This is a genomic window from Streptomyces sp. NPDC048269, assembly GCF_040652395.1.
Lineage (GTDB): Bacteria > Actinomycetota > Actinomycetes > Streptomycetales > Streptomycetaceae > Streptomyces.
In genome coordinates this window covers 114153-137470 of record NZ_JBEZLW010000013.1, presented here as the reverse complement: position 1 = coordinate 137470, position 23318 = coordinate 114153, and the positions used below count along the sequence as shown (strand labels likewise).

The following is a 23318-nucleotide window of genomic DNA, read 5'->3' as shown; positions in this document are numbered from 1 at the left end:
GCCAGCGTGCGTCGGCGGTGTTACGCCGGCCGCCGCCCCGCGTTACAGGTCGGGGTGCTCTGCCTCAGCGCCGCCCGGGGGCCGCGGTGAGGCCCGGCGGATCGGAGGGAGGCCGAGGATCTCGACGTACTCGATCCGGCCGCCGACGACGTCGAGGTCCAGCATGCCCCGCTCCGGGAGGAGGAGCACATTGCGGTGGCCTGGGCCGTAGGGAGTGCCCGGTGTGGGGGCGCCGGTACGGATGCTCCGGCAGAAGTCGTCGCCGCAGCCGCACGGCCGACCAGGCGCAGGTCGTACGCGCAGATGGCGAGGTCTCGCTCGCCCTCCTCCTCCAGCGGGCGCACGGGCTCGGCCGTCAGAGCGGGGAAAACGTCACGTACGAGGGGGTGCGTCGTCCTGTTCCACGGCGGGACCGTAGCCCGGTGGCCCGGCCTGAGGCACGGGGATTCACGGCCGTCCGCCGAGCCCGGCGCCGGGCCCGGTCCCGGTCCCGGATCACTGGCCGGTCAGGTGCTTCACGGTGAGGCCCGCGGTCCAGCCGCCGTCGACCGCCAGCTCGGCGCCCGTCATGTACCCGGCGGCGTCCGACAGCAGGAACGTGACCGCCGCGGCGATCTCCTCCGGGACACCGACGCGGCCCATCGGGGTTCCGGGGTAATTGCCCTCGCCCGCCTGGATGCCGACGGGGGCCGTCATCGGGGTCAGCGTCATGCCGGGGTGCACCGAGTTGACGCGGATCTTCGCTTCGGCGAGCTCGACCGCGCCGATCTTCGACAGGCCGCGCACGCCCCACTTGGAGGCTCCGTAACCGGCGGTAAGTGCGAGTCCGGTCAGGCCGGCGGCGGAGGAGATGTTGACGATGGAACCGCCGCCGTTCGCCCGCAGCAGCGGGATCGCGGTCTTGATGCCGATGAACACACCGACCAGGTTGATCTCCACGACCTGCCGGAAGTGTTCGACGGTCTCGTGCTCCAGGAACTGGCCGGTGGCTATGCCCGCGTTGTTCACCAGGCCGTCGATGCGGCCGAACTCGCCGACCGCGTACTCCAGCGCCGCCTGCCAGTCGGCCTCGCTGGTCACGTCGTGCCTGAGGAAGCGAGCCGAGCCGCCGAGCTTCGCGGCCGTCTCCGCCGCCTCCGCCTCCAGCACATCGGTGATCAGGACCTTGCCGCCGCCGTCCACGACGGCCTGCGCCGTGGCCGCGCCCAGGCCGCGGGCTCCACCGGTGATGACGACGGCCTTGCCGCTCAGATCCACAACAGCCACGGTTCCCACCTCGTGCTCGGACGGACGGACCGGTATATGACTAATCGGCATAAGCAGACGCCACGTCAGTCTGCCAGAGCGCCCAAGGCCCGCGACACCCCTTGCTCCTTCGGTCCCAGGAAGTGCGGAGCGGGCTTGAAGGCCGCGTCCAGCGCCGCCTTGCCGGCCGCGAAGACCTCGCGGGTCCCGCCGTAATACCAGGTGGAGTCGTGCTCGTCGTCCACGCCGACGCCGTACGACTCCAGGCCCACCGCCTGGCACAGGGCGACGGCCCTGCGTATGTGGAAGCCCTGGCTGATCAGCACGGCCCGCTCGACCCCGAATATCTCCTTGGCCCTCACGCACGAGTCCCACGTGTCGAAGCCGGCGAAGTCGCTGACGATCCGCCCGTCCGGAACGCCGTGCCGGGTCAGATAGGTCCGCATGGCGTCGGGCTCGTCGTACTCCCGGCGGCTGTTGTCCCCGGTGACCAGCACGACCTTGACCTTGCCCGCGCGGTACAGCTCGGCGGCGGCATCGAGCCGGTTGGCCAGATACGGCGTCGGCTGCCCGTGCCACAGCCCCGCCCCGAAGACCACGGCCACCTCGGCAGCGGGCGCATCGGCCGTGGTCCGCAGCCGGTCCGCGGCCGCCGCATGGGTCCACGCCGAGGGCAGCAGCGCCAGCACGCAGCCCGCCATCACCACCTGCACGGCCCGCCGCCGGCCCCGCACCCCGCGCGGCAGCCTCGGCCGCCATCCAGCCGACGCCGACGCCGACGCCGCCGAGGCCAACACTGCTGACGCCGCTGACACCGCCGACCGCACCCACTCCGTGACCTTCATGATCGCCCCCCTTGCACCACACGTTCCACACGTCGTTCGCACGGATTGACGAGCCAGCCCCGCCCTCCAGTTCCGCCCTCACCGCCATTCACCCGCACGAATGACCGAGCGGGTGGGTGAGCAACCGGAAAACACCCGTCACCCCGGCGCAACGCGGCGGCAACGTGCGGCGCGCAGTATCGGTTCATGACGGAGCCGGTGCACCCTCCCGACACCCCGCCCCTCCCCTTCGACAGCGCGGTCGAGCTGCTCGGCCTCATCACCGTCCAGCTGGGCACGCAGCTCAGCACCTTGCGCCGACCCGGAGTCCGCCCATGCAGCCCACCCTCGTCGCCGTCGGGCACGGCAGCCGCGACCCCCGCGCCGCGCACACCGCCCTCGCGCTCCTCGACCGCGTCCGCGAACTCCGGCCCCGCCTCGACGTCCGGCTCGGCCACATCGAGCTGAGCGATCCGCCGCTCGACGACGTCCTGCGGGAGCTGCGCGGCGAGGCGGTGCTCGTCCCGCTGCTCCTCGGCCGCGGGTACCACGTCAAGCGCGACATTCCCGCGGCGGCCGCCCGCGCCCCGCACCTGCGGGTCGCCTTCGCCCCGCCGCTGGGCCCGCACCCGCTGCTCGTGGAGGCCCTCTACGAACGGCTCCTGGAGGCCGGCTGGACCCCCGGCGACGCCGTCGTGCTCGCCTCCGCCGGTTCCCGCGACCCCGACTCGGCGGTCGACACCCGCCGCACCGCCGACCTGCTCGCCGAACGCCTCGGTGGCGTGGCCGTGGTCCCGGCCTACGCCTCCGCCGGGCCGAGCGCGCCCGACGCGGTCCGGGCGCTGGCCGCCCGTGGCCACCACCGGATAGCCGTGGCCTCGTACTTCGCCGCTCCCGGCCGGTTCGCCGCGCAGACCGCCGCGGCGGCGCCCGCCCTCGCCGCGGCCCCGCTGGGCAACCACCCGGCCCTCGCGCGGCTGTTGCTGCACCGCTACGACCAGGCCCTGCTCGTGTCCCGCGGCGCCTGTCGGCCGGAACTCGTCTCCGCCTGATCCCGGTTTGTCAGAGGTTCCGGTTACCGTCAATTCATGGAAGGCACCGCGCACGCCCCCGCAGACGACCTCTACTCCCTCTACGACGCAGCCGACACCGAGCGCTGGGCCGCCGAGCCCGACAAACGGCCCGGCCGGACCGCCTTCCAGCGCGACCGGGCCCGCGTTCTGCATTCCGCCGCCCTGCGCCGCCTCGCAGGCAAGACCCAGGTGGTCACCCCCGGCACCCGCTCGTACGACTGGGACGCGAGCCCCCGTACGCGCCTCACCCACTCCCTGGAGTGCGCCCAGGTCGGCCGGGAACTCGGCGCCGCGCTCGGCTGCGACCCCGACCTCGTCGAGGCCGCCTGCCTGTCCCACGACATGGGCCACCCGCCTTTCGGCCACAACGGCGAGGAGGCGCTCAACGAGTTCGCCAAGGACTGCGGCGGGTTCGAGGGCAACGCCCAGTCGCTGCGCCTGCTGACCCGGCTGGAGCCCAAGCGGTTCGTTCCCGATCCGGCGAGCGGCGATCTCGTCAGCGTCGGCCTCAACCTCACCCGGGCCTGCCTGGACGCCGCGACCAAGTACCCCTGGGCGCGCGGAGACCACCCCACCGACCCCGGCTCGGTGAAGTTCGGCGCGTACGAGGACGACCTGCCGGTGTTCACATGGCTGCGCCGCGGCGCGCCCGCCGACCGCAAGTGCTTCGAGGCCCAGGTCATGGACTGGGCGGACGACGTCGCGTACTCGGTCCACGACTTCGAGGACGGGCTGCACGCGGGCCACCTCGACCCCAACCTGCTCCACTCCGAGCCCGAGCGCACCGCGATCTGGCGGGTCGCCATCGGCCGCTACGTGCCCGCCGACACCGAGCCGGAGGAGCTGCGGGACGCGCTCGACCGGCTGATGGAGCAGGAGTGGTGGCCGCACGGGTACGACGGTTCGGCCGTCGCCCAGGCGCGTCTGAAGGACGCGACCAGCCAGCTCATCGGCCGCTTCTGCCTGGCCGCCGAGGGCGCCACCCGCGAGACGTACGGCTCCGGCCGCCTGACCCGGTACGGCGCCGAACTGGTGGTCCCCCGCGAGGCGCGCAACGAGTGCGCGGTCCTGAAGGCGGTCGCCGATCTGTACGTCATGCAGCGTGACGAGCAGGAACGCATCCGGGCCGATCAGCGCATCGTCCTGGCCGAACTCGCGGAGGCGCTCAGTGCCCGCGCGCCCGAGGGCCTGGACCCGCAGTTCCGGGCCATCTTCGACGCGGCGCCGGACGACAGGGCCAGGAAACGCGCGGTCGTCGACCAGATCGCGTGCCTTACGGACGCCGCCGCCCGCTCCCTGCACGCACGCCTCACCCGGCGCACCCGACGCGCCGAAGGGTGAGCTGATCGGGCCACTCCCCCTTCACGCGGCAGGCTCGGTGCGGGACGCTCGCATGTGGTCGCATGTGGCGGAGAGGTTATGAGGAGGCATCAGGTGGTCGACGCACACCGGACATTCGTCATCGTCGGCGCGGGGCTGGCCGGGGCAAAAGCGGCCGAAACGCTGCGGTCCGAGGGGTTCACGGGGCGGGTGATCCTGATCGGCGACGAGCGCGACCATCCCTACGAACGGCCCCCGCTGTCGAAGGGGTACCTGACGGGCAAGGACGACCGTGACAGCGTCTTCGTCCACGAGCCGTCCTGGTACGCGGCTTCCGACATCGAGCTTCACCTCGGCCAGCCCGCGGTCCACCTGGACCGGGACGCCAAGAAGGTGGTCCTCGGTGACGGCACGGCGTTGCACTACGACAAGGTGCTGCTGGCCACCGGCGCCGAACCGCGCCGCCTGGACATCCCGGGCACGGGTCTGGCCGGGGTGCACCACCTGCGGCGCCTCGCCCACGCCGAGCGGCTGCGCAACGTCCTGGCCACCCTGGGCCGGGACAACGGCCACCTGCTGATCGCGGGTGCCGGGTGGATCGGACTGGAGGTCGCCGCCGCGGCCCGCGGGTACGGCGCGGAGGTCACCGTGGTCGAGCCGGAGGCCACGCCGCTGTACGCGGTGCTCGGCCCGGAGATCGGCCGGCTCTTCGGGGACCTGCACGCCGAGCACGGGGTGCGGTTCCACTTCGGGGCCAAGCTGACCGAGATCGTGGGCCACGACGGCATGGTGCTGGCCGCCCGTACGGACGACGGGGAGGAGCACCCGGCGCACGCGGTGCTCGCCGCGATCGGGGCCGCGCCCCGGACGGCGCTCGCCGAGACGTCCGGGCTGGCACTGGTCGACCGCGTCCACGGCGGCGGGATCGCCGTGGACGCGTCCCTGCGCACGTCGGACCCGGACGTCTTCGCGGTCGGGGACGTGGCGGCCGCCCACCACCCGGTGCTCGGGACCCGGCTGCGGGTCGAGCACTGGGCCAACGCGCTCAACGGCGGTCCGGCCGCCGCGCGGGCGATGCTGGGGCAGGAGGTCAGTTACGACCGGGTGCCGTACTTCTTCTCCGACCAGTACGACGTGGGCCTGGAGTACTCGGGGTACGCGCCGCCGGGCGGCTACGACCAGGTGCTGATCCGAGGGGACGTGGGCAAGCGGGAGTTCATCGCCTTCTGGCTCTCCGAGGGCCGGGTGCTGGCCGGTATGAACGTCAATGTGTGGGATGTCACCGAGCACATCCAGGCCCTGATCAGGTCGAAGGCGCCCGTGGACCGCGACACACTCGCGGACCCTTCTGTTCCGCTTGGGTCGCTGATCAAGGCCGAGGGGGCCTGACGGGTTTGTCGGCATCCGGCCGTAGACTTCACGCGTGGCAGGACGGATCAACGACGACGACGTGAAGGCGGTACGGGACGCGGTCCCGATCGACGCCGTGGTCTCCGACTACCTCCAGCTGCGCAACGCGGGCGGCGGCAACCTCAAGGGCCTGTGCCCCTTCCACGACGAGAAGTCCCCGTCCTTCCAGGTCAGCCCCAGCAAGGGTCTCTACCACTGCTTCGGCTGCCAGGCGGGCGGGGACACCCTCGACTTCATCATGAAGATCGACCACCTCTCCTTCTCGGAGGCGGTCGAGCGCCTGGCCGGCCAGGCCGGCATCACCCTGCGGTACGAGGAGGGCGGCTACACCGCCGGCACCAGCGGCCGCGGCGAGCGCATCCGCCTGGTCGAGGCGCACAAAACCGCCGCCCAGTTCTTCGTCGACCAGCTCGGCAGCCCCGAGGCGGAGATCGGCCGCAAGTTCCTGGCGGAGCGCGGCTTCGACCAGGCCGCAGCCGCGCACTTCAGCGTGGGCTACAGCCCGGCCGGCTGGGACCACCTGACCCGCTTCCTGCGCGGCAAGGGCTTCAGCGACAAGGAACTGATCACCTCCGGCCTCGCCCAGGACAGCCGCAGCGGCAAGCCCATCGACCGCTTCCGCGGCCGGCTGATGTGGCCCATCCGCGACATCAGCGGCGAGGTGGTGGGCTTCGGCGCGCGCAAGCTGCGCGACGACGACAACGGCCCCAAGTACCTGAACACGCCCGAGACCGCGATCTACAAGAAGTCCCAGGTGCTGTACGGCATCGACCTGGCGAAGAAGGAGATCGCGAAGACCTCGCGCGCCGTGGTGGTCGAGGGCTACACCGACGTGATGGCCTGCCACATGGCCGGGGTCACCACCGCGATCGCGACCTGTGGCACGGCCTTCGGCGGGGACCACATCAAGATCCTCCGCCGGCTGCTGATGGACAACGCCACGGCCGAGGTGATCTTCACCTTCGACGGCGACGCGGCCGGGCAGAAGGCGGCGCTGCGGGCCTTCGAGGACGACCAGAAGTTCGCCGCCGAGACCTCGATCGCGATCACCCCGGGCGGCATGGACCCCTGCGACCTGCGCCTGGCACAGGGGGACGCCGCCGTGTCGGGGCTGGTGGACTCACGCACGCCGCTCTTCGAGTTCGCGCTGCGGCACATCGTCGCCCGGCACAACCTGGAGAACCCGGCGGGCCGGGCGGCCGCGCTGGACGAGGCGGCTCCGGTCGTCGCCAACATCAAGAACATCGCGATCCAGCACGAGTCCGCGGTGCAGCTCGCGGGCATGCTGGGCATCCGCGACGAGCAGTTCGTGGTCAAGCGCGTCGCGCAGCTGGCGCGCTGGGCCCGCGAGCGCGGCGGCCAGGGCGACGGCCGGCCGCAGCGGGGCGGCCCCCGCCCCTCCCCGTCCCACGGGGCCTCCCCCGGGCCCGCCGTCCAGCAGACCGGCGGCGGCCCCGCCCTGAACCTGCGCAGCCCGGCGCACCGCACCGAGCGCGAGCTGCTGAAGCTGGCCCTCCAGCGCCCGGCGCTGGTCTCCCCGGCCTTCGACGCGTACGGGATGGACGAGTTCACGGCCCCGCCCTACGCGGCCGTGCGCCAGGCCATCCAGGATGCGGGCGGCGCCTCGCTCGGCACCGAGGACTACCTCGCCCGCGTGCGTGACGCGGCCCCGAACGACACCGTCCGCGCGCTCGTCACGGAGCTGGCGGTCGAGGCCATCCACGCGAAGACGGTGGACGAGATCTACGCGGGGGTCCAGCTGGTCCAGGTGCGGCTGCGCGCCGTCGACCGCCGGGTCCACGAGATCCAGGGCACCCTGTCCCGGCTGGGCCCGCAGGCCCCGCCGGAGCAACTGGCCGCGGTCCAGGAGGAGCTGTGGGTGCTCCAGCAGTACGGCCAGCGGCTGCGCAACCGCGGCGCAGAGGGCCTGTAGGACGACCGAGGGCCTGCAGGCGGGACTGTGCCGACGGGGTCTAGAAACGCTTCAGCCAGTCGCCGCCCGGTATCTCGGTGCCGGACTCCCGCAGGTCGCGGGCGACCAGCGGGGACGCCAGGTAGACCCAGGCGAGCACCGGCGTGCCGTCGGGGCGCAGGGCCTCGCGGGCGATCCGGTCGTAGACGTTCCCCGGGCGGCCCGGGCCCCCGTACTCCTCCAGCCGGTCCAGCGCGGCCAGCAGTTCCCCGTACGCGCCCGGCGCCGCGGTGACCAGCTCCCCGACGACGGCCGAGCCCGGGCCGTCGACCGCGAAGGGATAGCCGGGGCCGTCGTAGAGCGCCGTGCCCGGGAGGGTGGCGGGCTCCTCCGCGACGGTCCGGCCGCGCAGGAACAGGTCGTGGTTGACCTCGCCCGGGCGCAGGGTCCCGTAGACGAAGAACGGGAGCGAAGCGGTCGGATCTTGTGGCCGAACGACCGATGTCACGGGGCCCTCCCTGGGGTACGACGGAACGCTCCGCAGGCGGGACGAAGTCCCGACTTGGCTGCGCAGCACCACCGTACGCACCGCTGTCACACAGCCTCCCGGTGCCCGTGACCCTCGCCGTCCGCTGTCGGTCACCTTCCCTCCCCCACCCCACGGTTCCGCCCCGTGACGCCTTCGCCCCACCGCCTGCTCGCCGTCGTCCTGTGCGCCTGCGCACTCGCCGCCGGCGGCTGCGCCGCACCCGGCCCCGGCGCGGGGACGCCCCCCGTGTCGCCCCACCGCGCCCCGAACCGCTCTGGCCGGCCTGGACGTGCGCCCCGGCCGCCGCGGTGGGCCGGGCCAGGAGCCCTCACCGAGGCCGCTCAAGAACGCCCCCGCGCCGGGGACACGGGGGCGCCTGGCTGAACCCGCTGGACGTCGCACGTCCCGACCCGCGGATGAGGCCGTCCCGCGGAGGACGAGTTCCTGCCCCCCGGGCCGGTCCGGCACTCCCGGTCGATCGGCGGGGAGCACGTGCTGCCCTTTTCGCCAGTCGCCAGTCGCCGGCCGACGACCGCACCGAACTCGCCGTCCTGGACCGCCGGCTGGGGGCGTACGGGGTCGTGGTCGTGGCGCTCGCGGCGGCGGGCGGGGCGTTGCACGCCGGCCGGCTGAGCAGGGAGCCGCGGGACCCCGCTGACGAAGGCCCGCAGCGGTTCCCGACCGGGCGGCCGGGCGCGGCGAGGCCACGGGGCTGGGCGGCCTTCACCGCGTAGCCGCCGCCGGAGGCCGCGAGTACGACGGCCAGCGAGGTCAGCAGCCACTTCCCGCGCTTCCTCACGACCGGGGGCTGGGCCTGGCCATCGCGCTCGGCCGGGCGCAGGTGAGCGGCGCGCGGGTCACCCGCACGCACCCGCCGCCCTGCGGCTCTGCGGCCGCGGTGGTGGTTCCGGCGGCCTGACCAGCTCGCTGCGCGGTCATCACCCGGACGGCGCGGGCGGCCCGGATATCGGCCATGACCGCCTTGACCTGCGGAAACGACTCCACGGCGGGCTGTCTGCGGGCAGACCTGACGGGACATCAGCAGGCGCGCCGCGGGCGGGCCGGGTTATCTCGGAAACACGACCCCGTTCCTCCAGGGAGAGTCCCATGCGCCGACGTACCGCCCACGCGCTGACCGCCGCCGCGCTGACCGGCGCCGCTTTCACCGGCCCGGTCGCCGGTGCGGTCGCCGCCGCGGATCTCGGCATGGTGGGTTTCGCGCCCGGCGACTTCGCCGCGCTGGAGGTCTGGCCCAAGGCCGCCGCCCCCGGCACGACGGTCACCGTGAACACCAACGCCTGCGGGCCCGGCAGCCACGCCGAAGGGGACGCCACCACCGTGGGCGGCGGCCGGTTCAAGCTGGCCCCGGGCACGCACAAGGAGGTGGTCGTGGGGCAGTTCCAGGTCGCCCCCGGCACCCGGCCGGGCACCTACGGCATCGGGGTGACCTGCGCGAACGGCAAGTTCGCCACCGGTGACCTGGGCGTCACCGAACGCGGCCCGCAGGGCCACGTCCACACCGGGGTGGGCGGTGGCACGACCACCACCACCGACCCCGCCAAGATCGCGGCGGGAGCGGCAGTGCTGGCCGCGACCGCCGTAGGCGGTACCTGGCTCCTGCGTCGCCGGGCGAGCGGCACGCGGAGCTGATCGGACGCCCACCGCGGCTTCGGCCGTGGTCCGACCGGTACCGTCCCCCGTCGCCCGCCCCGCGAGGTCCCCCCCGTTCGCGGGGCCGGGCGACGGCCAGTCACCCCGAAACGGAAGCCGAGGGGGTACGCATGGGAGGCGATTTCGGAGCTGTCCGGGGCCGCGACCGGCAGCCCCGTCCCACGACCGGCCCCATTTCCGGCCCTGCCACCGGCCCTGCCACCGGCCCCGCCACCGGCTCTGCAACCGACCCCAGGACCCGTTCCTCGGTCGGCGGCCGCCGCGGACCGGCCACGGTCTCCCCGGCCCGGCGCGGCCGCACCTCCCGCACCCCCAACGCCCGGCACGGGGGCCTCGTGGCACTCGCCGCCTGTATCGGCATCTGGCTCGTGACCAGCGGTTCCCGCGAGCCCGTCGGCCCGCCGCTGCCTTCCCCCGCCGAGGCCCTGAGCGCCTCGAGCGCCGGAGGCCCCGGTATCGCGCCGCTGACCGGATCCCCGCCCACCCGGATCCGGATCCCCTCCATCCGGGTCGATGCCCCGCTGACCGGACTCGGCCTGCAGCCGGGCGGCAGCCTCGAAGTGCCCCCTCCCGACCGGCGCGACCTGGCCGGCTGGTACCGCGACGGCACCACCCCGGGCGCCACCGGCACCGCCGTCATCGCCGGGCACGTGGACAACGCCGCCGGGCCGGGGGTCTTCTACCACCTGGGGGCGCTGCGCCGCGGAGCCGCCGTCGAGATCCCGCGCGCGGACGGCCGTACCGCGGTGTTCACGGTCCACGCGGTCGAGGTCTACGACGCCAAGGCCTTCCCCGACACCCGCGTGTACGGCCCCTCGGCGCGCGCCGAGCTACGGGTGATCACCTGCGGCGGCGGCTTCTCACCGCGCACGGGCTACCGGGGCAACGTCGTCGTCTTCGCCCACCTCACCGGGACGTACTAGGCGTCGTGTTCCGGAAACGCGACCCGACAGACAGGGCGCCCCTCCGCGTGGCGATGCACGGCACCGGACTCCGCGGGCCTGACCGGCGCTGCTGTGACGCCAGGCTCTAGCCCCACTGCTCGAAGCCGAGCTTGATCACCAGCGCGCCCACCACCGTCAGCAGCACGCCGCGGACGAAGCCACTGCCCTTCTTGAGGGCCATGCCGGCGCCGATCATGCCGCCGGCCAGGTTGAACACCGCCATCAGCGCGGCCAGCTGCCACAGCACCATGCCCTGGTACGCAAACATCGCGAGCGCCCCGGCGTTGGTGCAGCAGTTGACGATCTTGGCGGTCGCGGAGGCGGTGACCAGGTCGAGGTGGAGCAGCGCGGTGAGCGCGAGGACCAGGAACGTGCCGGTCCCCGGCCCGATGAGGCCGTCGTAGAAGCCGATGCCTAGCCCGGCGAGGCCGATGGCGAGCAGCACCCGCTGCCTGCTGACGGGCGAGGCGCTCGGGGCGGTGCCGAAGGCGGGCCGGAAGAGCACGAAGGCCGCGACGACCACGAGAACCACCATGATCAGCGGGCGGAGGGCGTCCTTGCTGATGCCGCCGGCCAGCGCGGCGCCGCCCATTGAGCCGGCGAGCGCCGCCAGGCCGATGCGGGCGGCGAGCTTCACGTTCACCGGGGCCTTGCGGACGTACGTGACGGCCGCGCCCGCGGTGCCGACGATGGCGACCGCCTTGTTGGTGCCGAGGACGGTGGCCGGGTGGGCGTGGGGCAGGCCCAGGAGCAGGGCCGGCAGGAGCAGCAGGCCGCCGCCGCCCACCACCGCGTCGATCCAGCCTGCCGCGGCTGCGGCCACACACAGCACGATGATCATGGTTGTTGATATGTCAGGCACGGTCATGACCCTACGGAGCTGTTGGGTGCACGTGCCAACAATCCCCGGAAAGTTGCGCAAAGGTTGAGCTTCGCCCGGCCGGCGCCCGGTCCGGGGCCACCGGAGCCGTCGGTCCACGGCCGCCGTCGGCACGCTTGCGGCCGGCACACTGGCCAGCCGGCCCGCCGGGCAGCGTCTCGAACAGGGCCCGCATCGGGGTGATCCCGACCTGGCCCGCGATCAGCAGCACCTTGGGCCGCCCGGAACAGGACGACCGCCCCCGCCCCGCCCGGCATCCCGCCCCTGACCCGCCCTGCCCCGCCCCGCCCCGCCCCCCGCATCTGCATACGGGCCACGCCAGAGGCCCGTGCGACACCCGTGATGATCCTCAAGGCGGCCTCGAGGAAAGCCTCACGGGCCCTTGACCCGTGCGCTGAGGTGGGCGTTCCCGCCGGGTAACAGCGGCGATCCGGCGGGGAAACAGCGAGCCCGCAGGCTCGGTGCATGACCTCGGAACAGCGTGTGGTGGTGATCGGCGGCGGCCTCGCGGGCCTGCGGCTCGCTGCGCGGCTGGGCGGGGGTGCTCAGGTGACCGTGCTCGGCGAGGAGTCGCACGTCCCGTACAACCGGGTGCTGCTCGCCGAGATCCTGGCGGGCCGGTACGCGCCGGAGGTGGCCGCCCTTCCGGCGCCCGGCCCGGTGCTGCGACAGGGTGTACGGGCGGTCCGCGTCGACCGGGCGGACCGGCTGGTGCACTGCGACGACGGCGCGGCGCTGGCGTACGACACGCTGGTCCTGGCGACCGGGTCCAACCCGGTGCTCCCTCCTCTGCGCGGCCTGTTCGAGCCGGGCGGGCGGGACCTCCCGGAAGGGGTCCACGCGTTCCGCACGATGGACGACTGTCTGGCCCTCTCGGCGGCGGTACGCCCCGGGGTGCGGGCGGTGGTGATCGGTGGGGGCCTGCTGGGCGTCTCGGCGGCCCGGGCGCTTGCCGCGCGGGGCGCCTCGGTCGTGCTGGCCCAGCAGGGCGAGCGCCTGATGGAACGCCAGCTGGACGCGGGCGCCTCGGCTTTGCTTACCGACCACCTGACCGATCTCGGCGTGGAGATCCACACGGAATGCCGGGTCCGCGGCCTGGTCACTTCCGCTGCGGCGCGGCAACCGGCCCACGCGGCGGCAGGCCCGAGCGAAGCCCAGCCGAATCCAGCCCCGCCCGGGGGTCCCCCCGGACGGAGTCCGGGGGAGTTCGAGGCGCGGGGGTCCAGGAGCCGAGCACCCGGCAACGGCGCCGCACCCGGCGGCACGCCCCGGGGCAGCGTCACCGGCGTCGAGCTCGCCGACGGCTACCGGCTCGACGCCGACCTCGTCGTACTGGCCTGCGGCGTACGGCCCCGTACGGGGCTGGCCCAGGCCGCCGGCCTGGACGTCCGCACCGGCATCGTGGTCGACGACCACCTCCGCACCAGCGACCCCCGCATCCACGCCATCGGCGACTGCGCCGAACACGCGGGCCAGGTGTACGGCCTGGCCGGCCCGGCGCTGGAGCAGGCCGACGCCCTCGCCGCCACTCTGACCGGCTCCCCCACCGCGTACACCGGCACCCGCGCCCTCACCCGCCTCACCCTCGGCGGGGCCGACGGGCACTTCGACCTCGCCGCCTTCGGCGAGCCGACCCCCCGCCCCGGCGACGACGTGGTCCGCCTCGCCGACGCCACCCGCCGGACCTACCGGACGGTCGTCGTCCGCGGCGACCGCCTCGTCGGCGGGGTGCTGCTCGGCGAGCTCTCCACCGTGGGCGCCCTCGCCCGCACCTGGCAGGGCGACGAACCACCGAACGACCTGTTCCACCTGCTCACCGACGACGGAGGCCACTGACATGACCGAGCCCCTGCCCGCGATCGTGCTCATCGGGCACGGCATGGTCGGCCAGCGCTACCTGGAGGCCCTGGCCGAACGCGGCGCGACGCGGACCCACCGGATCACCGTGCTCTGCGAGGAGCCCCGGCCCGCCTACGACCGCGTACACCTGACCTCCTACTTCTCCGGCAGCACCGCCGAGGACCTGTCCATGACGCCCCCCGGCTTCATGGCCGAGAACGGCATCGACCTCCACCTCGATGACCCCGCCGAGCACATCGACCGGGCCGCACGCACCGTCACCTCCCGCTCCGGCCGCGTCTTCCCGTACGACGTCCTGGTCCTGGCCACCGGCAGCTACCCCTTCGTGCCGCCCGTCCCCGGCAAGGACGCCCCCGGCTGCTTCGTCTACCGGACCATCGAGGACCTCCTCGCCATCGAGGAGTACGCGAAGGACCGGACCAGCGGCGCGGTCGTCGGCGGCGGACTCCTCGGGCTCGAAGCCGCCGGGGCCCTCCAGGGGCTCGGCCTCGCCACCCGCGTCGTCGAGTTCGCCCCGCGCCTGATGCCCGTACAGGTCGACGAGGGCGGCGGCGCCGCCCTGCTGCGCACCATCGAGTCCATGGGCCTCACCGTCCACACCGGTGTCGGCACCCAGGAGGTGCTGACCGGCGAGGACGGTCGGGTCAGCGGGATGCGGCTCTCCGACGGCTCCACCGTCGACACCGGCCTCGTCGTCTTCTCCGCCGGTGTCCGCCCCCGCGACCAGCTGGCCCGCGACGCAGGGCTGGACGTCGGCGAGCGGGGCGGCATCGCGGTCGACGCCCGCTGCCGCACCTCCGACCCGCACGTCTACGCGATCGGCGAGTGCGCCCTCGCCTGCGACGGCCGCGTCTACGGACTGGTCGCGCCCGGCTACGAGATGGCCGAAACGGCCGCCGACGACCTGCTGGGCCGCGAGAAGGAGTTCACCGGAGCCGACCTCTCCACCAAGCTCAAGCTGCTCGGCGTGGACGTGGCCTCCTTCGGCGACGCCCACGGAACCGCCCCCGACAGCCTCGACGTCGTGTGGTCCGACTCCCGCTCCGGCGTCTACAAGAAGCTGGTCGTCTCCCCCGACGGCGTCCTCCTCGGCGGGGTCCTGGTCGGCGACGCGGACTCGTACGGCCTGCTGCGCCCGCTCACCGGCAGCGTGCCGCCCGTCGCCCCCGAGGCGCTGGTCCTGCCCGCCGGTCTCGGCGCACCCGTCGCGCTCGGCCCGTCCTCGCTCCCGGACCACGCGGTGATCTGCTCCTGCCACAACGTCACCAAGAAGGCCATCACCGCCTGCGCCACCCTCCCCGAGGTGAAGAAGTGCACCAAGGCGGGCACCGGCTGCGGCAGTTGCCTCAAGGTGATCGGGCAGCTGCTGCCCGCCGCCGCCGACAAAGGTCTGTGCGGCTGCTTCCCGTACACCCGTGCCGAGCTCTACGAGATCGTCCGTACCCGCCGCCTGACCTCGTACCAGGAGCTCCTCGACGGCCACGGCCGCCCCGAGGCCCGCGGCGGTGACGGCTGCGAGGTGTGCAAGCCCACCGTCGGCTCGGTCATCGCCTCGCTCGCCCCGAGCGTGGGCGCGAGCGGCTACGTCCTGGACGGGGAGCAGGCCGCCCTCCAGGACACCAACGACCACTTCCTCGCGAACATGCAGCGCAACGGCTCGTACTCGGTCGTGCCTCGCATCCCCGGCGGCGAGATCACCCCCGACAAGCTGATCGTGATCGGCGAGGTGGCCCGCGACTTCGGTCTCTACACGAAGATCACCGGCGGTCAGCGCATCGACCTCTTCGGCGCCAGCGTGGACCAGCTCCCGCGGATCTGGGCCCGGCTCGTCGACGCCGGATTCGAGTCCGGGCACGCGTACGGGAAGGCCCTGCGGACGGTGAAGTCCTGCGTGGGGCAGACCTGGTGCCGGTACGGGGTGCAGGACAGCGTACGGATGGCCATCGACCTGGAGCTGCGCTACCGCGGACTGCGCGCCCCGCACAAGCTCAAGTCGGCGGTCTCCGGCTGCGCCCGTGAGTGCGCGGAGGCGCAGAGCAAGGACTTCGGGGTCATCGCGACGGCGAGCGGCTGGAACCTCTACGTCGGCGGCAACGGCGGGGCCACCCCGCGCCACGCCGACCTCCTCGCCCAGGACCTGTCGGACGCGGAACTGATCCGGCTGATCGACCGGTTCCTGATGTTCTACATCCGCACCGCCGACAGGCTGGAGCGGACCTCCACCTGGCTGGAGCGACTGGAGGGCGGCCTGGCCCACCTGCGGGACGTGGTCGTGCACGACTCGCTCGGGCTGTGCGCGGAGCTGGAGGCCCTGATGGCCGACCACGTGGCGCACTACCGCGACGAGTGGGCCGAGACGCTGCAGGACCCGGAGCGGCTGCGCCGGTTCGTGTCCTTCGTCAACGCGCCCGGCGCCCCCGACCCGACCGTGAAGTTCGTCCCCGAACGCGACCAGGTCAAGCCCGACCTGGCCGTCCTGACGATCGGAGGAGTCCGATGACCGTGGAACTGCAGGTGGCGGAGGGCTGGCTGACGGTGTGCGAGCTGTCCGCGCTCACCCCGGGGCGCGGGGTGGCGGCCCTCCTGCCCGACGGGAGCCAGGCCGCGGTGTTCGTCGACCGCGCGGGGCGTACCTACGCCATCGGCAACCAGGACCCCTTCACCGGGGCGCAGGTCCTCTCGCGGGGACTGCTGGGAGCCACGGCGGGCCGGCCCTTCGTGGCCTCGCCGCTGCTGAAGCAGCGCTTCGACCTGGAGTCGGGACGCTGCCTGGACGACGACGAGGTGGCGGTCCGGACCTACCGCGTGCGGACCGCCGTGACCTCGTGACCACGGGCGGGACGGGACGGTCAGCCATGGTCCTGGCCCTGACCCGGGTCCTGGACCATGGCCGGGTCCATCCACATGATCTCCCAGGTGTGGCCGTCGAGGTCGTCGAAGGCACGGCCGTACATGACGCCGTGGTCCTGGGCGGGGCGGGGCTCGGTGGCCCCGCCCGCCAGGGCCCCGTCGACCAGCTCGTCGACCGCGGCGCGGCTTTCGGCGCTCAGACAGATGAGGACCTCGGAGGTCTTGGTGGCGTCCGCGATCTCCTTGTGGGTGAAGTCCTTGTAGCGGGCCTCGGTGAGGAGCATGGCGACGATGGTGTCGCTGATGACCATGGAGGCGCAGTTCTCGTCGGAGAACTGGGCGTTGAAGGAGTAGCCGAGCTTGCCCCAGAAGGTCTTGCTGGCCTCCAGGTCCTTGACGGGCAGGTTGACGAAGATCATGGTCGCGGACATCTCGGTCTCTCTTCTCTCGTGTGCACTTCGGCGCTTTCGAGAGGTAGACCGGGGCGTCCCGGGAAACTCATCGCTCCCCTGTGAACTTTTTTAAGGTTGGCCGAAACCGCAGGTCAGCCCGCTGACGAGCGCAGCTTCAGAGCCGCCAGCGGGACGAAGCCCACCGTGCCGTCGCCGCGCAGCAGCTCCGCGTCCGCGCCGGCCAGCCGCTGGTGGAGGGCCAGTGCGATCCGCTCGCCCTGCGCCTTGGCACGCTCGGCGTTCGGCCCGCGGTACCGGCCGTCGATCGTCGCGCGCCACAGCTGTACCCAGCGCCCGAAGTCCGCGGCGGTCATCGCCCGGGCGGCGTGCAGGGCGGCGTGCGGGGCGAAGGCGTCGCTCCGGTAGTCGGCGGTGCGGAACAGTGCCCGCTCCCAGAAATCGGTGATCCGGGGCAGGTGGACCTCCAGGTCCGTGCCCGCGATCTCGGTGAAGAAGGGGCCGATCCGCGGATCCGCGAAAGCGGCCGTGTAGAAGCGGCGCAGCACGACGTCGAGGTCGGCGCGGCCCGAGATGTCCTCGGCGGCGGAGAGGTCCATGGCTCCACCATCCTCCACCGGTGCGGACCTCGACAGGGGAGAAAGTCCCGCTGTACGCCATGCGGAATTGATGTCACGTCAATTCGGTGCCCCTAGGTTCCCGGGTGCGTGCGACCCCGCGTCCGACCGGATGCAGGGCCCTCCCCCTCCCACAGGAGTGACCGTGGAACGTCGTACCTTCCTGCGCGGCGCAGTGATCGGTTCGTCGGCCGCCGCCTTCGGCGGCACGTTGATGCACGGGGCCGCCTACGCCGCCCCCGCCCAGCCCGGTGCCGGGCCCTACGGCGCACTCGGCGCGGCGGACGCCAACGGCATCCAGCTGCCCGCCGGCTTCAGCAGCCGGGTGATAGCCCGGTCCGGCCAGAACGTCGGACCCACCAGCTACCAGTGGCACAGCGCCCCTGACGGCGGCGCGTGCTTCACGGACGGCACGGGCTGGATCTACGTGTCGAACTCGGAGATCAACCCCTCCGGTGGCGCGAGCGCGGTGAAGTTCAACTCTTCGGGCACCATCACCGGCTCCTACCGGATCCTCTCCAACACCCGGCAGAACTGTGCGGGCGGCAAGACCCCCTGGAACACCTGGCTGTCCTGCGAGGAGGTCAGCCTCGGGTACGTGTACGAGACCGACCCGTACGGCGTGAACGCGGCCGTGCAGCGCCCGGCGATGGGCCGCTTCAAGCACGAGGCGGCCGCCGCCGACCCGGTGCGCCAGGTGATCTACCTGACCGAGGACGAGACCAGCGGCTGCTTCTACCGCTTCGTCCCCACCACCTGGGGCAATCTGGCCTCCGGCAGCCTCCAGGTGCTCGTCGCCGGAACCGCCACTTCCGGGTCCTTCACCTGGCAGAACGTCCCGGACCCGGACGGTTCCCCGACGACCACCCGCACCCAGGTCGCCGGCTCCAAGAAGTTCAACGGCGGCGAGGGCTGCCACTACGCCAACGACACGGTCTGGTTCACCACCAAGGGCGACAACCGGGTCTGGCAGCTCAACCTGGCGAGCAGCACGTACGAGCTGGCCTACGACGACTCGCTCGTACCCGGCGGCGCGGCCCCGCTGACGGGCGTGGACAACGTCACGGGCTCCTCGTACGGCGACCTGTACATCGCCGAGGACGGCGGCAACATGGAGGTCTGCCTGATCACCCCGGACGACGTCGTCGCCCCCTTCCTGCGCATCACCGGCCAGTCCTCCTCGGAGATCACCGGCCCGGCCTTCTCCCCCGACGGCAGCCGCCTGTACTTCAGCAGCCAGCGGGGCACGAGCGGCAGTTCGACCGGCGGCATCACGTACGAGGTCACGGGCCCGTTCCGTACCTGAGACCCCGCGCCGCCCAGCCCGCCGGGGCACGTCCGGCCCCGCCTGGGTGCGGGGCGCGAGGGCGCGGGCCTGAGCCCCGGAAGGGCGCCGCACCGCACCACCGGCCGCACCCCGACGGGTCATCCCGTCGGGGTGCGGCCGACGGTCACGAGGCCACGGCCCCGCCCCTGAGCAGCGCAGCCCCCAACGGCGTCACCGTGTGCAGCACCGCGTTCCCGTGGCGCAACGTGGTGACCAGCCCGGCCTCGCGCATCACGCAGGCGTGCTGGCTCGCGGAGGCCAGCGAGACCCCGGCCCGGCGGGCCAGCTCGCTGGTGGTGGCGCCGTCGCCGATCGCCCGCAGCACCACCGAGCGGGTGTGCCCCACGAGCTTGCCCAGGGTGCGCTGGCGGTGCTCCTCCACCGGCCGGGCCGACTCACCGCCCGCGGGCGCCGAGGCCAGGTGCGAGGCGGCCGGATAGACCAGCACCGGCGGCAGCTCCGGGTCGTGCAGGGTCACCGCGGTGCGCCGGCAGAAGAAGGACGGCTGGAGCAGCAGCCCGCGCCCGCGCAGCCGTACGTCCCGGTCCACCGGGTAGTCGCACTCCAGCACCGGCGCCCGCCACCGCAGCATCGGCGGCAGTGAGGCCAGCAGTTCGTCCGCGCCGCCGTCCAGCAGGGCCCGGCCGCGCGCGGCCCGCTCTGCCTCGATCTGGGCCTGTATGTGGGTCCAGTACGGCTCCACGGCCGCCCGGTGGTACCCGCGCAGCTCGCCGAGCAGCCTCGGCAGCTGCTCGGTACCGCCGTCCATGAACTCCCGCAACCGCCGCGGGACCGAGGTGTCAGGGCCCCCGCTCACGGCGGAGGGCATCCCGAAGGCGGCCCCGAGACCCGCTCCCGCGCCCAGCAGCGCCAGCTCCTGCCGCATCCGTTCGGGGCGGAGGGCGCGCAGGGCGTCGAGGCCCAGGTCCCACCCGTACTGCCCCTCCACAGGGGTCAGGAAATCGGGGAAATAGCCACGACTCGGTATGAGCGCTCCGAGCAAGCGTGTTTCACTATTCAACCTGCTCCGGGTTTCCGTCCGCCATTCACCGAACAACCGGGCATCGCGCCGGTCTCTTAAGCGGTGAAAGCTGAGAATCGTTTCCCACAACGCATCGGGACGCCCTGCCATCCGTACGCGTGCCAGGTCCACTCCAGTGAAATGGATACGCAGCACCGAACCCCCACCTGTGCAACCGCAATCCCCCCGCCCCATGAGTATGCATGCCGTCACACGTGGTCACCACGCCCTTTCGGCCACAGTTGAAACCCCTTTCGGCAGGGGCGTGACAACCGAAATCCTGTACTCCGCCGGGCACACTCCGATGCGACCGAAACGCTCCGTGAAGGCCGTGGGGGGCTTTGCGGGGCCTGGCGGTCGGTCGCACCGGGAAGCGCCGACGTGCCCGGCAGAATGACAGCGGCGGTGGACGGGTGGGGATCCGTCCACCGCCTGCTGGCGTAAAGATTTGTTGAACAGCAAAAAATAGGCGCGCCCGCCCCCAGGGCGTCAGGGAACCCGGGGGCAGGCGCGGTCTGTGGGGCCCTTGTCAGGGCCGGGGGTCAACGGCTGTCGCTGCCCTTCGCCTCGGCGGCCGCGCGACCGGCCTCCAGGCGCGCCACCGGGATCCGGAAGGGCGAGCAGGAGACGTAGTCGAGGCCGACCTCGTGGAAGAAGTGGACGGACTCGGGGTCGCCACCGTGCTCGCCGCAGACGCCGAGCTTGAGGTCGGGGCGGGTGGCCCGGCCGGCCTGGACGGCGCTGCGGACCAGCGCGCCGACGCCGTCCTTGTCGATGGTCTCGAAGGGCGAGACCCCGAAGATGCCCTTCTCCAGGTAGGCGGTGAAGAAGCTGGCCTCGACGTCGTCGCGGGAGAAGCCCCACACCGTCTGGGTCAGGTCGTTCGTGCCGAAGGAGAAGAACTGCGCGGCCTCGGCGATCTGGGCGGCGGTCAGAGCGGCGCGCGGCAGCTCGATCATCGTGCCGATCGTCAGCTTGAGGCTGGTGCCGGTGGCGGCCTCGACCTCGGCGATGATCGCGTCGGCCTCCTCGCGGACGATCTCCAGCTCCTGGACGGTGCCGACGAGCGGAACCATGATCTCGGCGCGCGGGTCGCCCTTGGCGTTCTTGCGCTCGGCCGCGGCCTCGGCGATCGCCCGTACCTGCATGGCGAACAGACCGGGGATGACCAGACCGAGGCGGACACCGCGCAGACCCAGCATCGGGTTCTGCTCGTGCAGCTTGTGCACGGCCTGGAGCAGGCGCAGGTCGTTCTCGTTGGCGTCCTTGCGGGACTCGGCGAGGGCGACGCGCACCGACAGCTCGGTGATGTCGGGCAGGAACTCGTGCAGCGGAGGGTCGAGCAGGCGGACCGTGACGGGCAGTCCGTCCATCGCCTCGAACAGCTCGACGAAGTCCTTCTTCTGCAGCGGCAGGAGGGCACTGAGTGCCGCCTCGCGCTCGCCGTCGGTGTCCGCGAGGATCAGGCGCTCGACCATCTCGCGGCGCTCGCCGAGGAACATGTGCTCGGTGCGGCACAGGCCGATGCCCTGGGCGCCGAAGCGGCGGGCGCGCAGCGCGTCCTCGGCGTTGTCGGCGTTGGCGCGCACCCGCAGGCGGCGGACGCGGTCCGCGTACGCCATGATCCGGTGCACGGCGGCGACCAGCTCGTCGGCGTCGTCGGCGCCGGCGTGCATGCGGCCCTCGAAGTACTCGACGACCGGGGACGGTACTACGGGTACCTCACCGAGGTAGACCTTGCCGGTGGAGCCGTCGATGGAGACGACGTCGCCCTCTTCGATGACCGTGTCGCCGACCGTCATGCGGCGGCGCTTGGTGTCGACGTCGAGCTCCTCGGCGCCGCAGACGCAGGTCTTGCCCATGCCGCGGGCCACGACGGCCGCGTGGGAGGTCTTGCCGCCGCGCGAGGTCAGGATGCCCTCGGAGGCGATCATGCCGTCCAGGTCGTCCGGGTTGGTCTCGCGGCGGATCAGGATGACCTTCTCGCCGGAGCGGGACCACTTGACGGCCGTGTACGAGTCGAAGACGGCCTTGCCGACCGCCGCGCCCGGGGAGGCGGCGATGCCGCGGCCGAGCAGGGTGGTCGCGGCGCCCTCGTCGAAGCGCGGGAACATCAGCTGCGCCAGCTGGGCGCCGTTGACGCGCTGGAGGGCCTCGGCCTCGTCGATCAGGCCCTGGTCCACGAGCTGGGTGGCGATGCGGAAGGCAGCACCGGCGGTGCGCTTGCCGACGCGGGTCTGGAGCATCCACAGCTGGCCGCGCTCGATGGTGAACTCGATGTCGCAGAGATCCTTGTAGTGGGTCTCCAGCGTCTCCATGATCGTCATGAGCTGGTCGTACGAGGCCTTGTCGATGCCCTCCAGGTCCGCGAGCGGCACGGTGTTGCGGATGCCCGCGACCACGTCCTCGCCCTGGGCGTTCTGGAGGTAGTCGCCGTAGACGCCCTGGTGGCCGCTGGCGGGGTCACGGGTGAAGGCGACGCCGGTGCCGGAGTCGGGGCCGAGGTTGCCGAAGACCATGGAGCAGATGTTGACGGCGGTGCCCAGGTCGCCGGGAATGCGCTCCTGGCGGCGGTAGAGCTTGGCGCGGTCGGTGTTCCACGAGTTGAAGACCGCCTCGACGGCGAGGTCCATCTGGTCGCGGGCGTCCTGCGGGAACTCGCGGCCGGCTTCCTTCGCCACGATCTTCTTGAAGACCTTGACCAGCTTCTTCAGGTCGGCGGCGTCGAGGTCGGTGTCGACGGTGACCTTCTTGGCGGCCTTGGCCTCGTCGAGGGCGTCCTCGAAGAGCTCGCCCTCGACGCCGAGGACGGTCTTGCCGAACATCTGGATGAGGCGGCGGTACGAGTCCCACGCGAAGCGCTCGTCACCGGACTGCGCGGCGAGGCCGGCGACGGACTCGTCGGAGAGGCCGATGTTGAGGACGGTGTCCATCATGCCGGGCATCGAGAACTTGGCGCCGGAACGCACGGAGACCAGCAGCGGGTCGTCCGACTGGCCGAGCTTCTTGCCCATCTTCGTCTCGAGGGCGGCAAGGTGGGAGCTGACCTCGTCGCGCAGCTCGGCCGGGGCCGTGCCGCTCTCGAGGTAGACCTTGCAGGCCTCGGTGGTGATGGTGAAGCCGGGAGGGACGGGGAGACCAAGGTTGGTCATCTCGGCGAGGTTGGCCCCCTTGCCGCCGAGAAGGTCCTTGAGGTCCCGGTTGCCCTCGGTGAAGTCGTAGACGAACTTCTGATCTTTGTTTTCCGACACGGGTCTCGACTCCTCGAGGCTCGGTGGCTGCCCTGACGGCCAGGAACATACCCAGATCGAAGGCTTCTGGGTACGTCCACTTGGTCGTCATACGGCTGTAACCACCCGTGCGCCAGCAGATCGAAAGTAACTCATGGGTAATCAGAAAGCCTGGACTGTCTTCACATCCCGAAG

Annotated in this window: 19 protein-coding genes and 1 pseudogene; 10 read left to right on the top strand and 10 right to left on the bottom strand. The window is 72.5% G+C overall.

Going from position 1 to position 23318, the window contains the following annotated elements; genetic code table 11:
- Positions 1 to 42: 42 nt before the first annotated feature.
- The 3 genes from AB0D48_RS17420 to AB0D48_RS17410 all read right to left on the bottom strand — a co-directional run bounded on the left by AB0D48_RS17420 (position 43) and on the right by AB0D48_RS17410 (position 1946).
- A complete protein-coding gene (locus tag AB0D48_RS17420) occupies positions 43 to 165 on the bottom strand; it encodes a hypothetical protein (protein WP_362396857.1) in 123 nt (40 codons plus the stop codon).
- Positions 166 to 495: 330 nt separating this feature from the next.
- Positions 496 to 1317, bottom strand: a complete 822-nt coding sequence (locus AB0D48_RS17415) for a glucose 1-dehydrogenase (RefSeq protein WP_362396855.1) — start codon at positions 1315 to 1317, stop codon at positions 496 to 498.
- Between the two features lie 14 nt (positions 1318 to 1331).
- Complete coding sequence (locus AB0D48_RS17410; RefSeq protein WP_362397001.1) at positions 1332 to 1946, bottom strand: ElyC/SanA/YdcF family protein; 615 nt, start codon at positions 1944 to 1946, stop codon at positions 1332 to 1334.
- A 330-nt stretch (positions 1947 to 2276) separates the two neighbouring features.
- Between AB0D48_RS17410 and AB0D48_RS17405 the strand changes: the two are divergent.
- The 4 genes and pseudogenes from AB0D48_RS17405 to dnaG all read left to right on the top strand — a co-directional run bounded on the left by AB0D48_RS17405 (position 2277) and on the right by dnaG (position 7805).
- Positions 2277 to 3121: pseudogene (locus tag AB0D48_RS17405) on the top strand (sirohydrochlorin chelatase).
- Between the two features lie 36 nt (positions 3122 to 3157).
- Positions 3158 to 4483: a deoxyguanosinetriphosphate triphosphohydrolase gene (locus tag AB0D48_RS17400; RefSeq protein ID WP_362396852.1), complete on the top strand. Its 1326-nt coding sequence runs from the start codon at positions 3158 to 3160 to the stop codon at positions 4481 to 4483.
- A gap of 93 nt (positions 4484 to 4576) precedes the next feature.
- Positions 4577 to 5851, top strand: coding sequence for an FAD-dependent oxidoreductase (locus tag AB0D48_RS17395; protein WP_362396849.1), 1275 nt, complete (start codon positions 4577 to 4579; stop codon positions 5849 to 5851).
- A gap of 34 nt (positions 5852 to 5885) precedes the next feature.
- On the top strand, positions 5886 to 7805 hold the full coding sequence (dnaG, locus tag AB0D48_RS17390; protein WP_362396846.1) for a DNA primase: 1920 nt from the start codon (positions 5886 to 5888) through the stop codon (positions 7803 to 7805).
- Between the two features lie 40 nt (positions 7806 to 7845).
- Here the strand turns inward: dnaG and AB0D48_RS17385 are convergent, their stop codons facing one another.
- Positions 7846 to 8292, bottom strand: a complete 447-nt coding sequence (locus AB0D48_RS17385) for a gamma-glutamylcyclotransferase family protein (protein ID WP_362396843.1) — start codon at positions 8290 to 8292, stop codon at positions 7846 to 7848.
- 816 nt (positions 8293 to 9108) lie between these two features.
- Complete coding sequence (locus AB0D48_RS17380; RefSeq protein ID WP_362396840.1) at positions 9109 to 9318, bottom strand: hypothetical protein; 210 nt, start codon at positions 9316 to 9318, stop codon at positions 9109 to 9111.
- Between the two features lie 102 nt (positions 9319 to 9420).
- Between AB0D48_RS17380 and AB0D48_RS17375 the strand changes: the two genes are divergently transcribed.
- Both AB0D48_RS17375 and AB0D48_RS17370 read left to right on the top strand, forming a co-directional pair.
- Positions 9421 to 9963, top strand: coding sequence for a hypothetical protein (locus tag AB0D48_RS17375; protein ID WP_362396838.1), 543 nt, complete (start codon positions 9421 to 9423; stop codon positions 9961 to 9963).
- A 374-nt stretch (positions 9964 to 10337) separates the two neighbouring features.
- Positions 10338 to 10907: a class F sortase gene (locus tag AB0D48_RS17370; protein ID WP_362396998.1), complete on the top strand. Its 570-nt coding sequence runs from the start codon at positions 10338 to 10340 to the stop codon at positions 10905 to 10907.
- A 106-nt stretch (positions 10908 to 11013) separates the two neighbouring features.
- On the opposite strand, the gene AB0D48_RS17365 is transcribed toward AB0D48_RS17370, so the two are convergent.
- Positions 11014 to 11790 (bottom strand): TSUP family transporter, encoded by a 777-nt coding sequence (locus tag AB0D48_RS17365; RefSeq protein WP_362396996.1) that lies wholly within the window; start codon positions 11788 to 11790, stop codon positions 11014 to 11016.
- A 483-nt stretch (positions 11791 to 12273) separates the two neighbouring features.
- Here AB0D48_RS17365 and AB0D48_RS17360 point away from each other — a divergent pair, with 483 nt between their 5' ends.
- From AB0D48_RS17360 to nirD, 3 genes are read left to right on the top strand one after another with little or no spacing between them, the layout of a single operon-like run.
- Positions 12274 to 13644 carry an FAD-dependent oxidoreductase gene (locus AB0D48_RS17360; RefSeq protein WP_362396835.1) on the top strand — a complete coding sequence of 457 codons (1371 nt, stop codon included), beginning with the start codon at positions 12274 to 12276 and terminating at the stop codon, positions 13642 to 13644.
- A 1-nt stretch (position 13645) separates the two neighbouring features.
- Positions 13646 to 16168: a nitrite reductase large subunit NirB gene (gene nirB / locus AB0D48_RS17355; protein ID WP_362396832.1), complete on the top strand. Its 2523-nt coding sequence runs from the start codon at positions 13646 to 13648 to the stop codon at positions 16166 to 16168.
- Positions 16165 to 16497, top strand: coding sequence for a nitrite reductase small subunit NirD (nirD, locus tag AB0D48_RS17350; RefSeq protein WP_362396829.1), 333 nt, complete (start codon positions 16165 to 16167; stop codon positions 16495 to 16497). The genes nirB and nirD overlap by 4 nt, the downstream gene beginning before the upstream one ends.
- A gap of 20 nt (positions 16498 to 16517) precedes the next feature.
- Here the strand turns inward: nirD and AB0D48_RS17345 are convergent, their stop codons facing one another.
- Together AB0D48_RS17345 and AB0D48_RS17340 are read right to left on the bottom strand one after the other, a co-directional pair.
- A complete protein-coding gene (locus AB0D48_RS17345; protein WP_362396826.1) occupies positions 16518 to 16949 on the bottom strand; it encodes a VOC family protein in 432 nt (143 codons plus the stop codon).
- A gap of 113 nt (positions 16950 to 17062) precedes the next feature.
- The gene (locus tag AB0D48_RS17340; protein ID WP_362396823.1) at positions 17063 to 17527 is read right to left on the bottom strand and encodes a group III truncated hemoglobin; all 465 of its coding nucleotides are present in this window, start codon (positions 17525 to 17527) and stop codon (positions 17063 to 17065) included.
- Positions 17528 to 17690: 163 nt separating this feature from the next.
- On the opposite strand from AB0D48_RS17340, the gene AB0D48_RS17335 reads away from it, so the two are divergent.
- Entirely contained in the window at positions 17691 to 18851 is a 1161-nt protein-coding gene (locus AB0D48_RS17335) for an alkaline phosphatase PhoX (RefSeq protein ID WP_362396820.1), read from the top strand.
- Between the two features lie 145 nt (positions 18852 to 18996).
- Here AB0D48_RS17335 and AB0D48_RS17330 read toward each other — a convergent pair whose 3' ends face one another.
- Together AB0D48_RS17330 and ppdK are read right to left on the bottom strand one after the other, a co-directional pair.
- Positions 18997 to 20049: a helix-turn-helix domain-containing protein gene (locus tag AB0D48_RS17330; RefSeq protein WP_362396817.1), complete on the bottom strand. Its 1053-nt coding sequence runs from the start codon at positions 20047 to 20049 to the stop codon at positions 18997 to 18999.
- 386 nt (positions 20050 to 20435) lie between these two features.
- A complete protein-coding gene (ppdK, locus tag AB0D48_RS17325; RefSeq protein ID WP_362396815.1) occupies positions 20436 to 23144 on the bottom strand; it encodes a pyruvate, phosphate dikinase in 2709 nt (902 codons plus the stop codon).
- Between the last annotated feature and the right edge of the window lie 174 nt (positions 23145 to 23318).

Bases quoted from the DNA above. Each gene is read 5' to 3' on its own strand.
- AB0D48_RS17400 (WP_362396852.1), top strand. From the start codon at position 3,158: ATGGAAGGCACCGCGCACGCCCCCGCAGACGACCTCTACTCCCTCTAC.
- AB0D48_RS17375 (WP_362396838.1), top strand. From the start codon at position 9,421: ATGCGCCGACGTACCGCCCACGCGCTGACCGCCGCCGCGCTGACCGGC.
- AB0D48_RS17345 (WP_362396826.1), bottom strand. From the start codon at position 16,949: ATGTCCGCGACCATGATCTTCGTCAACCTGCCCGTCAAGGACCTGGAG.
- AB0D48_RS17410 (WP_362397001.1), bottom strand. From the start codon at position 1,946: ATGGCGGGCTGCGTGCTGGCGCTGCTGCCCTCGGCGTGGACCCATGCG.
- nirD (WP_362396829.1), top strand. From the start codon at position 16,165: ATGACCGTGGAACTGCAGGTGGCGGAGGGCTGGCTGACGGTGTGCGAG.
- AB0D48_RS17420 (WP_362396857.1), bottom strand. From the start codon at position 165: ATGCTGGACCTCGACGTCGTCGGCGGCCGGATCGAGTACGTCGAGATC.
- AB0D48_RS17360 (WP_362396835.1), top strand. From the start codon at position 12,274: ATGACCTCGGAACAGCGTGTGGTGGTGATCGGCGGCGGCCTCGCGGGC.
- nirB (WP_362396832.1), top strand. From the start codon at position 13,646: ATGACCGAGCCCCTGCCCGCGATCGTGCTCATCGGGCACGGCATGGTC.
- AB0D48_RS17340 (WP_362396823.1), bottom strand. From the start codon at position 17,527: ATGGACCTCTCCGCCGCCGAGGACATCTCGGGCCGCGCCGACCTCGAC.
- AB0D48_RS17415 (WP_362396855.1), bottom strand. From the start codon at position 1,317: ATGCCGATTAGTCATATACCGGTCCGTCCGTCCGAGCACGAGGTGGGA.